This is a genomic window from Caulobacter vibrioides (assembly GCF_002858865.1).
GTDB classification, from domain to species: Bacteria; Pseudomonadota; Alphaproteobacteria; order Caulobacterales; family Caulobacteraceae; genus Caulobacter; species Caulobacter vibrioides.
In genome coordinates, this window is the sequence record NZ_PJRR01000020.1 from 34,683 (window position 1) to 43,962 (window position 9,280).

General features: G+C 68.4%; 11 protein-coding genes. 8 read left to right on the forward strand and 3 right to left on the reverse strand.

Annotated features, from left to right (window positions below; translation table 11 throughout):
- Nucleotides 1–70: 70 nt before the first annotated feature.
- Nucleotides 71–652: a phosphoribosyltransferase gene (locus CVUC_RS17320; protein WP_012640439.1), complete on the reverse strand. Its 582-nt coding sequence runs from the start codon at nt 650–652 to the stop codon at nt 71–73.
- On the reverse strand, nt 594–1,553 hold the full coding sequence (locus CVUC_RS17325) for an MJ0042-type zinc finger domain-containing protein (RefSeq protein WP_164468146.1): 960 nt from the start codon (nt 1,551–1,553) through the stop codon (nt 594–596). Before CVUC_RS17325 ends, CVUC_RS17320 begins: the two co-directional genes overlap by 59 nt.
- A 58-nt stretch (nt 1,554–1,611) precedes the next feature.
- Between CVUC_RS17325 and ftsE the strand changes: the two genes are divergently transcribed.
- The 4 genes from ftsE to CVUC_RS17345 are packed head-to-tail and all read left to right on the forward strand — an operon-like array spanning nt 1,612 to nt 4,530.
- On the forward strand, nt 1,612–2,319 hold the full coding sequence (ftsE, locus tag CVUC_RS17330) for a cell division ATP-binding protein FtsE (RefSeq protein WP_024265777.1): 708 nt from the start codon (nt 1,612–1,614) through the stop codon (nt 2,317–2,319).
- Nucleotides 2,316–3,209, forward strand: a complete 894-nt coding sequence (locus tag CVUC_RS17335; RefSeq protein ID WP_096033587.1) for a cell division protein FtsX — start codon at nt 2,316–2,318, stop codon at nt 3,207–3,209. The genes ftsE and CVUC_RS17335 overlap by 4 nt, the downstream gene beginning before the upstream one ends.
- Nucleotides 3,206–3,823, forward strand: a complete 618-nt coding sequence (locus CVUC_RS17340; RefSeq protein WP_010920079.1) for a YdcF family protein — start codon at nt 3,206–3,208, stop codon at nt 3,821–3,823. The genes CVUC_RS17335 and CVUC_RS17340 overlap by 4 nt, the downstream gene beginning before the upstream one ends.
- Nucleotides 3,820–4,530, forward strand: a complete 711-nt coding sequence (locus CVUC_RS17345) for a lysophospholipid acyltransferase family protein (RefSeq protein WP_096033588.1) — start codon at nt 3,820–3,822, stop codon at nt 4,528–4,530. The genes CVUC_RS17340 and CVUC_RS17345 overlap by 4 nt, the downstream gene beginning before the upstream one ends.
- Here the strand turns inward: CVUC_RS17345 and CVUC_RS17350 are convergent.
- Nucleotides 4,527–5,072: a gamma-glutamylcyclotransferase gene (locus CVUC_RS17350; RefSeq protein WP_012640440.1), complete on the reverse strand. Its 546-nt coding sequence runs from the start codon at nt 5,070–5,072 to the stop codon at nt 4,527–4,529. The genes CVUC_RS17345 and CVUC_RS17350 overlap by 4 nt on opposite strands.
- A gap of 28 nt (nt 5,073–5,100) precedes the next feature.
- Here CVUC_RS17350 and CVUC_RS17355 point away from each other — a divergent pair, with 28 nt between their 5' ends.
- The 4 genes from CVUC_RS17355 (at nt 5,101) to CVUC_RS17370 (ending at nt 9,141) form a co-directional block, all read left to right on the forward strand.
- The gene (locus CVUC_RS17355; protein WP_096033589.1) at nt 5,101–6,126 is read left to right on the forward strand and encodes a DUF2125 domain-containing protein; all 1,026 of its coding nucleotides are present in this window, start codon (nt 5,101–5,103) and stop codon (nt 6,124–6,126) included.
- A gap of 102 nt (nt 6,127–6,228) precedes the next feature.
- A complete protein-coding gene (locus tag CVUC_RS17360; protein WP_096033590.1) occupies nt 6,229–7,029 on the forward strand; it encodes a chorismate mutase in 801 nt (266 codons plus the stop codon).
- Between the two features lie 45 nt (nt 7,030–7,074).
- Nucleotides 7,075–8,196, forward strand: a complete 1,122-nt coding sequence (gene hisC / locus CVUC_RS17365) for a histidinol-phosphate transaminase (protein WP_096033591.1) — start codon at nt 7,075–7,077, stop codon at nt 8,194–8,196.
- Nucleotides 8,197–8,202: 6 nt separating this feature from the next.
- Nucleotides 8,203–9,141, forward strand: a complete 939-nt coding sequence (locus CVUC_RS17370; RefSeq protein ID WP_096033592.1) for a prephenate/arogenate dehydrogenase family protein — start codon at nt 8,203–8,205, stop codon at nt 9,139–9,141.
- Nucleotides 9,142–9,280: the final 139 nt, after the last annotated feature.

Consider the following 9,280-nt stretch of genomic DNA (forward strand, 5'->3'; position numbering starts at 1 on the left):
GCCGACGCTAAGCCACCCCTCATCCGTCAGCTTCGCTGACACCTTCTCCCGCAAGGGGAGAAGGAAAACATCAATCCATCGCGCCGATGTACGGCAGTCCCCGGCTCTTGCCTTCATCATCGAGACCGTAGCCGACGAGATAGCGGGCCGGCGCTTCCCAGGCGACGAAGTCGGGCTCCATGCCGCGATCCTTGGGCCAGGGCTTGCGGGCGAAGACGGCGGTCAGCACTTCGCTGGCGCCGGCGTCTTTCACCAGGCGCGCAGCCTCCGACAGCGACAGGCCGGTGTCGAAGACGTCGTCGACGACCAGGGCGCGACGGCCGACCAGCGGGCGCTGCAGGTCGGCGCGGACTTCGCAACGGCCCGAGCTCTTGCGCTCGTCGTGGTAGGAGGCCAGCCACAGGGCGTCGAAGCGGACGTCGCGTCCGGCCTTCCACAGCGCGCGGGTCAGGTCGGCGGCGAACCACAGGCCGCCGGTGAGCAGGCAGACCACGACGGTGTCGTCGTCGATGCGCGGCGCGATCTGCTCGGCCAGTTTTTGAACCCGTTCAGCGATCTCGGCTTCCGAGATCAGGACTTCGGGCTTGGGAAGGTCATTCATGATGAGCGGGTTCGTGAGAGTCTGAAGGGGGAGTTTGGTCCCCGCTCTCATGTCCCGGGGGTTCCTGTCCAGCCGCTTCGTGCGCGGCGGGCGCGTCCTGGGCGCCGCGCAGGGCGACCTCGGGCTCGGCGCCATGGGCTTCAGGCTTCTTCAGCGCGGCCTTGACCGCCTTGGCCGCGCCCGGCTCGGTGGCGAAGGCGATCTGCAGGTCCTTGGCGGTGCGCGGCGGATTGAGGAAGGTGATCGAGAAGTGGCGCACCTCGCCCGGCGGGATCTTGGCGTCGGCGGCCGCAGCCAGCTGCCCGGCCACGCGCTTCTCTTCCTTGCTCAGCAGCTCCACGCGCAATGGCGGCGAGATGACCTCATGCTCGGTGATGTTGCGGATCGAGCCGGTGATGGTCACCGCCGCGCGCCCGTCCTGCATCGAGGGCTGGGCCTTGATGCTGCCGGCGTCGATCACCAGGCCCACCGTGTTCACCGGCAGGCCCACGGCGGCGTAGGCGCCCGCCGAACCCGGCATGATGCGCACGACATCGATCCTGAAGATCAGGGCCGCGACCACGACCACCGCCATGGCGGCGGCCATGCCGGCCCAGATCACGCCCGTGGCGGTCGCCGCGCGCAGGCGCCGCTCGGCGTCGGCGCGGGCGCGGAAGACCTTGGGAAGTTCTTCGCCCGGAAGCGCGCTGACCGGCGGCTCTTCGGCCTCGGCGGCGACGGCTTCTTCCGCGGCTTCGTCGCGATCACCCTGGGATCTGGCGCTGGCGGCGGCAGGCTCTTCGAAGAGGTCGAGCGGCTCTTCAGCTTCGTCCTTGAAGGCGGTCCAGCGATTGCCGCAAGAGGCGCAACGCACGACGCGACCGTCCGGCCCGACCTTGGAGTCGTCGACGAAATAGCGGCTGGCGCACTCCGGGCAGGTCAGTATCATGGCCGCGAATCGAACGAACCCCACATAACTTACTGGGGTCGCTGATTTTAACCCTGATGTCCAGAAAGCCCAGTGACGCGCCTTGCGGATCGACACAGAACAGGGCGATGACGCCCTTCCGGTGGTCCGCTTCGAAGGCGTGTCGATGCGCTATGGGCGGGGTCCGGAAACCCTCAGAGATATAAGCTTTTCCCTGGAGCCGGGATCGTTCCACTTCCTGACCGGCGCGTCGGGGGCGGGCAAGAGCTCGCTGCTTAAGCTGATCTATCTGGCGCACCGTGCGTCACGGGGTCGCGTGGAGCTGTTCGGGCGTGATGTGAGCCTGACCCACGCCTCGGACCTTCCCTTCCTGCGCCGTCGCATCGGGGTGGTCTTCCAGGAGTTCCGGCTGCTGGAGCACCTGTCGGTGTTCGACAACGCCGCCCTGCCCTTGCGGATTCTCGGTCGCAAGCCGGCCACCTATCGCGAGGACGTGGCCGAGCTCTTGACCTGGGTGGGCCTGGGCGAGCGCATGCACGCCCTGCCCGCCACGCTGTCGGGCGGCGAGAAGCAACGCCTGGCCATCGCCCGCGCCGTCGTCGACCGTCCCGACGTGCTGCTGGCCGACGAGCCGACCGGCAATGTCGATCCGGCCATGTCGCTGCGCCTGCTGCGCCTGTTCGTCGAACTGAACCGCCTGGGCACCACGGTGCTGATCGCCACCCACGACGAGGACCTTGTAGCGCGCGCCGCGCGTCCGACCCTGCACCTGGAGCATGGACGCCTCGTGGATCTGGGAGGCCGGCCATGAGCGAGTTCTTTCAGGTTTCGCGCTGGAAGCCGGGCCCCTTGCTGCCGCCGCGAGACGCCCGTGACGGCGCGCTGGTGTTCGTGGTCGCGGTGCTGTGCTTCCTGGCGTGTCTAACGGCCTTCGCCGCCCTTGCGGCCAATCGCGCCGCGCACGGCTGGACGGCGCAGCTGAGCGGCTCGGCGACCGTGGTGGTCCGCGCCCGCAGCAATGAGACGCCCGACAGCGCCGCCGCCCGCGCCGCCGAGACCCTGGCCGGCGTTCGCGGCGTGATCGAGGCCCAGGCCTTGCCGCGCGAGAAGGCCGAAGCGTTGCTGGCGCCGTGGATCGGGGCCGAGGCCCTGGTCGACGACCTGCCCACGCCGCGCCTGGTCACACTGGATCTCGATCCCAAGGCGCCGCCGACGGCGGGCATTCTGGACCGGGCGCTGCGGGCGGCGGGCGTCGACGCCACGGTCGACGACCACAGCCGCTGGATCGCCGATATCGAACGCGCCGCCAACATCGCGCGGTTCGCGGCCCTGGGCGTGTTCGCCCTGATCGCAGCGGCCACGGCGGCGGTGATCGCCTTCGCCACGCGGGCGGGTCTGGCGGCGCGGCGCGATGTGATTGAGGTGCTGCACTTCTCGGGCGCCGAAGCGCGTTTCATCGCGAGCCTGTTCCAGAACCGGTTCGCGACCATGGGCGCGCTGGCGGGGTTGCTGGGCGGCGCGGCGGCGGCCATCATTGGCGCGCTCGCGCGTTACTTCGCCGGCGGCGTAGGCGTCGCACCGGTTCTGCCGCTGGCCTGGATTGACCTGCTGGCCGCCCTGCCCGCGCCGGTGCTGGCGGCCTTGATCGCCGGCGTCTCGGCCCGCCTGGCGGCGTCGCGCATCGTGAGGGAGATGCCGTGAAGACCTTGGCCGCACTGCTGATCGCCCTGATGATCTGGGGCCTGGGCCTGCTGGCGTTCACCGGCCGCGTCGATCAATCGACCCCCGCGCCCGAACCGCCAATCTCCGACGGCGTTGTCGCGCTGACCGGCGCCTCGACCCTCCGCCTGGAAGCCGCGACTCGCCTGCTGGAAGACGGCAAGGGCCAGCGCTTGCTGATTTCCGGCGTCAATCGCGAAGCCACCCGGGCCGAGATCCAGGCGGTCACCAAGGCGGTGAAGCCGATCTACGACTGCTGCGTCGACCTGGGCTTCGCCGCCGCCAACACCGTGGGCAATGCGCGCGAGACTGCGGAATGGGCCCGGTCCAAGGGCTATAAGAGCCTGATCGTAGTCACCGCCGACTATCACATGCCCCGCTCGATGCTGGAGCTTCGCGCGGCCATGCCCAATGTTGTGCTGCATCCCTATCCGGTGAAGACCGATCTGAACGCCCGTCGCTGGTGGAAGACTGGCGTCAGCGCCCGGCGCATGATCGTGGAGTACTGCAAGTACCTGGCGATTCTGGGTCGCGAGGCGTTCCTGGGACTTGGCCCCGAGGACAAGGCCGCCCCGGCGGCGAAGGAAGTGTCTTGATCTATCTGCGTTCGTTCCTGTTCCAGTTGGTTTTCTGGCTGTGGTCGGCCGGCATGGCGGTCTTCATGCTCGTCACCCTGCCGATGCCGCGCGCGGTGAATCGCGCCTGCATGGCCACATGGTCGCGGGGCTTGCGGCTGCTGCTGCGCGTCCTGGTGAACGTGAAGATCGAGATCCGGGGACAGGAGAACATTCCCCACGCCGCTGGCCTGGTCGCCGCCAAGCACCAGTCGATGTTCGATGTCTTCAGCCAGTTCTCGATCCTGCCGGACGCCTGCTTCGTGATGAAGAAGGAGCTCTTGATGGTGCCGCTGTTCGGCTGGCACGGTCTGAAGGCCGACATGATCGTGGTCGATCGCGACGGTCACTCTGCGGCGCTGAAGAAGCTGGTTCGCGACGCCGTCGGTCGCATGAAGGAAAGCCGCCAGATCGTGATCTTCCCGGAAGGCACACGCGGCAAGGTCGGCGAGCCAGGCGACTACAAGCCCGGCATCGCCGCGCTGTATCGCGAACTGAACATGCCCGTGACGCCGCTGGCCCTAAATTGCGGCTCGCACTGGAACAAGGGCTTTCTGGTCCAGCCCGGCACGATCGTGTTCGAGTATCTGCCCGCCATCCCCGCCGGCCTGAAGCGCGGCGAGTTCATGCGTGAACTGCAGACCCGAATCGACACGGCGACCAAGGCCCTGGAGGACGCGGGGCTTTAAGCCGCCTCGCGCGCCTCGACCATCTTCAGAAGCTTCTCCATGGCGTGGTCGCGTACGCCGTCCTCGTGCAGGTGCATGACGAGGTCGCGGAGATAATCGATATTGGGCCCAGACAGACCCACAGCGCCGGCGATCAGCGCCGCCTGCTGCTCCAGGGTCAGGTCGCCAGCCCACTGGCTGTGCTTCATGTCAGACAGGAACACCAGCGCCGGCGCCTTGTCGCCGCCGTCGACCTTCACCTCGCGCCAGGTCTCGAAATAGGTCTCGGTCGGCTGTTCGCGTTCGCGCAGATAGGCGTAGACGCCCTCCCACTCGGCGGCGGCGACGCGATAGGCCATGCCGCGCACCGAGCCCCCGGGCGCGAGACCCAGCACCAGGCCGGGCCGCTCATAGGTGCCCCGGTGATGCACCGAATAGATGCAGAACGCCCGTCTCCGGCCGTGGAGCACGGCGGTTCTTCGGTCTATGAACGGGAAACCGGGCCGCCACATCAGCGATCCGTATCCGAACACCCAGCGATCCTCGCCGCCCTCTGAACTCATCACCGATCCTGACTGGACGCGCCCTAGAATGACCCATAACGACGCCGCCCCGTCCCGCAAAGCCCCTGCGAGGGCTCGTCGCAGCCGCCTGTTCGCGCCGTTCATCCTGGCCGCCATCCTGGCCGGCGCCTGGAGCTATGGCTGGATCTGGCTGCGTGGCCAGGCCGAGCAGCGGATGGACGCCCAGGCGGCGGATCTGAGGTCGCGCGGCTATGACCTGTCGTGGAGCGCGCGGACCTTCTCGGGCTTTCCGTTCCGGATGAACATCCAGATGTCCGAAGTCCGGGTCGCCGAACCGAGCGGTTGGGCGCTGCGCCTGCCGCAGTTGAAGGGCGAGGCGGCGGTCTACAACCTGACCCACTGGGTGCTGGTCGCCCCAAACGGCGTGGTGCTGACCCGCCCTGAGTCCGGCGATGTCACCATCGCCGGCGACGCCCTGCGCGCCAGCATCTCGCATGTCACCGAGTATCCGCCGCGGATCTCGATCGAAGGCGCCAAGCTGACCTTCGTCCCTGGCGCCAACGCCAAACCCTTCACCCTGGTCTCGGCCGACCGGATGCAGTTGCATGTGCGCGGCGGCGGTCCCGACGATCAAGGCGCGGTGTTCTTCAAGGCCGACGGGGCCAAGACCGCTTTCCCGGGCCTGCTGGGCCGCATCGCCCAGGACAAGACCGCCTCGATGATTCTGGAGACGCATCTGACCCAGGTCTCGCAACTGCGCGGCCGCAACTGGCAAGCCGCCGTCAAGCGCTGGAGCGAGGCCGGAGGGCAGATCACCGTACAGAAAAGCCAGATCCTGGCCGGAGACGCCGAAGGGCGGGCCAAGTCCGGCGTTCTGGGCGTTGACTCCGATGGCCGCGTGACCGGCCTGCTCACCGTCGCGATCAAGGAGCGCGCCGACCTGTCGCAGCCGATCCGCACGCCCGAGCAGGCGCTATCCGCCGCCGCCCAGGCCATGGGTCAGGAGCCGGTCATCGAGGCCGACCTGCGATTCGACAACGGCCGCACCTATCTCGGCGCCATCGACACCGGCCCCGCCCCCACCGTCTACTGAGCGGGCAATCGCGCCTCGCACGCAATTTCCTTCCCATGAAGGCTAGCTATTGCGTGTTTGACGGCAAAGACTATGGTCCGCCCTCCAATTTCGGGGAAGAACATGGGCAGCGACGCGACGGAAGCCACGCCGTCTCTCGAAGAGGTTCGATGGCGGCTCGACGCCATCGATGGTGAACTGCTGAAACTGCTCGACGAGCGCGCAGGCCTGGCCGGCGCCGTCGCAGCGGCCAAGCGCGCCTCGGGCGATACCGGCTTTGGCCTGCGCCCCGGCCGCGAGGCCCAGATCGTCCGCAAACTGCTGTCCACGCCCCGCAAGGGCGCCGGCGCCGCCCTGGTGATCCGCATCTGGCGCGAGATCATGGCCGACAACCTGGCGCGTCAGGGTTCCTATCAGCTGGGCGTGTTCGGCGGGCGCGAGCCGGCCCGAACGGTCGAGCTGACCCGCCTGCGGTTTGGAACCGCGCCGCGCCTGTCGCTGCTGCCGAGCGCGCAGGACGCCCTGGCCGTGGCCCGCACGCCGTGGGGCGTCGGCGTGCTGCCGCTCTCGTCCGACACGCCCTGGTGGGGCCGCCTGCTGGCCGAGCCCAAGCTGAAGGTCTTCGCCGCCCTGCCCTGCCTCGCCGCCTGGGGGCCGCAAGCTGCTTTGGCGGTGGCCGAGGTCGAGGTGGAGCCGACCGGCGGCGACCAGACCTTTTGGGTCACCGACTCGCCCAAGAGCGCTCCCGCCATCATCGAGGCCCTCAGCCAGACCGACGTGGCCGCCGAACTGATCGCCGACGCCGGCGGCCTGAAGCTCTTTTCTCTGTCCGGCTTCTTCCAGGCCGACGACCCGCGCCTGGCGCGCGCGCCGGGCCAACTTACGGGGGTCATCGGGGCTGCACCGGAGCAGTTCGACGTGTAAGAGACGGCCGTCTCCTATGAAGACATCCGTCAACCGAGTAGTCCGATGACCGCCGCCTCCAACGACCGCTTCGCCGCGCCGCGCCCCATGCCCAAGCCCGGGATCATGGACATCCACGCCTATGTCGGCGGCAAGTCCAAGGTCGAGGGCATCGCCCATCCGGTCAAACTGTCGAGCAACGAGAACATCCTGGGCAGCAGCGACAAGGCCAAGGACGCATACCGCGCCGCCGTGGATCGCCTGCACATCTATCCGGACGGCAAGGCCAATATCCTGCGCGCCGCCGTGGCCGAGCGCTACAAGCTGGAGCCCGAACGCCTGACCTTCGGGGACGGCAGCGACGAGATCTTCGCCCTGCTGTGCCAGGTCTATCTTGAGCCCGGCGACAACATCGTTCAGGGCGAGCACGGCTTCGCCGCCTACGCCATCGGGGCCCGCGCCTGCCAGGGCGAGGTGCGCATGGCCAAGGAGGTCAACCACCGCGTCGACATCGACGAGGTGATCAAGTGCGTCGACGAGCGCACGCGCCTGGTGTTCATCGCCAACCCCGCAAACCCCACCGGCACCTGGCTGACCGGCGAGGAGATCCGCGCCCTGCACGCGGGCCTGCCGCCTTCGGTGGTGCTGGTGCTGGACGGCGCCTATGCGGAGTTCTGCACCGATCCGCGCTTCGAGGACGGGCTGGAGCTGGCCCGTACGGCTGAGAACGTCATCGTCACCCGAACCTTCTCGAAGATCCACGGCTTGGCCGCCCTGCGCGTGGGCTGGGGCTACGCGCCCGAGCATATCATCGCGCCGATCGAGCGCATCCGCCCGCCGTTCAACACCTCGATCCCCGCGCAGGAGGCCGCAGTGGCGGCGCTGTTCGATCATGAGTTCCAGGAGCGCTCGCGCGCCCTGGTCGAGCAGTGGCGGCCGTGGCTGGCCCAGCAGCTTGGCGGCCTGGGGCTGGAGGTCACGCCCTCGGCGGCCAACTTCGTGCTGGCGACCTTCCCGACCACGCCGGGCAAGACCGCGCCGGAGGCCGAGGCCTTCCTCGCATCCAAGGGTTATCTGGTCCGCGCGGTGGGCAACTACAACCTGCCCCATGCGATCCGCATCACCATCGGCCTGGAAGAGCAGAACCGCGCCGTGGTCGAGCTCTTGTCGCAGTTCATGGGGCGCTAGCGACCCATGCCTAACCCCGGCGTCCTCTATCCGAAGCTCGCCGTCATCGGCTGCGGCCTGATCGGCGGCTCGGTGATCCGCGCGGCGCGCCAGCACGGCGTGGTCGGCGAGATCACCGTCGCCGACGCCAGCGAGGCCCATCGCGCCCGCGTGACCGAACTGGGCATCGCCGAGCATGTCACCGGCGACATCGCCGAGGCGGTGAAGGACGCCGACCTCGTGGTGATCGCCACCCCGGTGCTGTCGGTGCCCGAACTGGCCCGCGTGGTGATCCCCGCCATGAAGCCGGGCGCCACCCTGACCGACGTCGGCTCGACCAAGGGCAATGTGGCCGAAGCCTTCCGGGCCCAGGACCTGTCGAAGATCTTTGCGATCCCCGGCCACCCGATCGCCGGCACCGAGCAGTCGGGCCCTGACGCGGGTTTCGCCGAACTGTTCGAGAACCGCTGGACGATCCTGACGCCCTTCGAAAGCGAAGACGACCACTACGCGGCCGCCGTCGCCAAGCTGTCGGCCTTCTGGCGCGCCTTCGGGGCCCAGGTCGAGCTGATGGACGACAAGCACCACGACCTCGTCCTGGCCGTCGTCTCCCACCTGCCCCACCTGATCGCCTACACGATCGTCGGCAGCGCGGCCGACCTTGAGAACGTCACCGAGAACGAGGTGATCAAGTACTCGGCCTCGGGCTTCCGCGACTTCACCCGCATCGCCGCCAGCGATCCGACCATGTGGCGCGACATCTTCGTGGCCAACAAGGACGCGGTGCTGGAGATGCTGGGCCGCTTCACCGAGGACCTGCAGGCCATGAGCCGCGCCATACGCTGGGGCGACGCCGACACCCTGCACGCCCACTTCACCCGCACGCGGGCGATCCGTCGCGGCATCGTCGCAGCGGGTCAGGAGAGCGCCGAACCGAACTTCGGCCGCGATCGCGGCAAGCACTAGAGCCGCCGGAACCGGCCCCTAGGTGGTGTGGACTCTAAGGATTCCCAGGATCGCTGATGCGTGATTCAAGGCTGTCTTTTGGAGGCGGTCTTGGGTGTGATGGATCGGCTAGTGCTGAGCGACGCGGCGTGGGATCGGA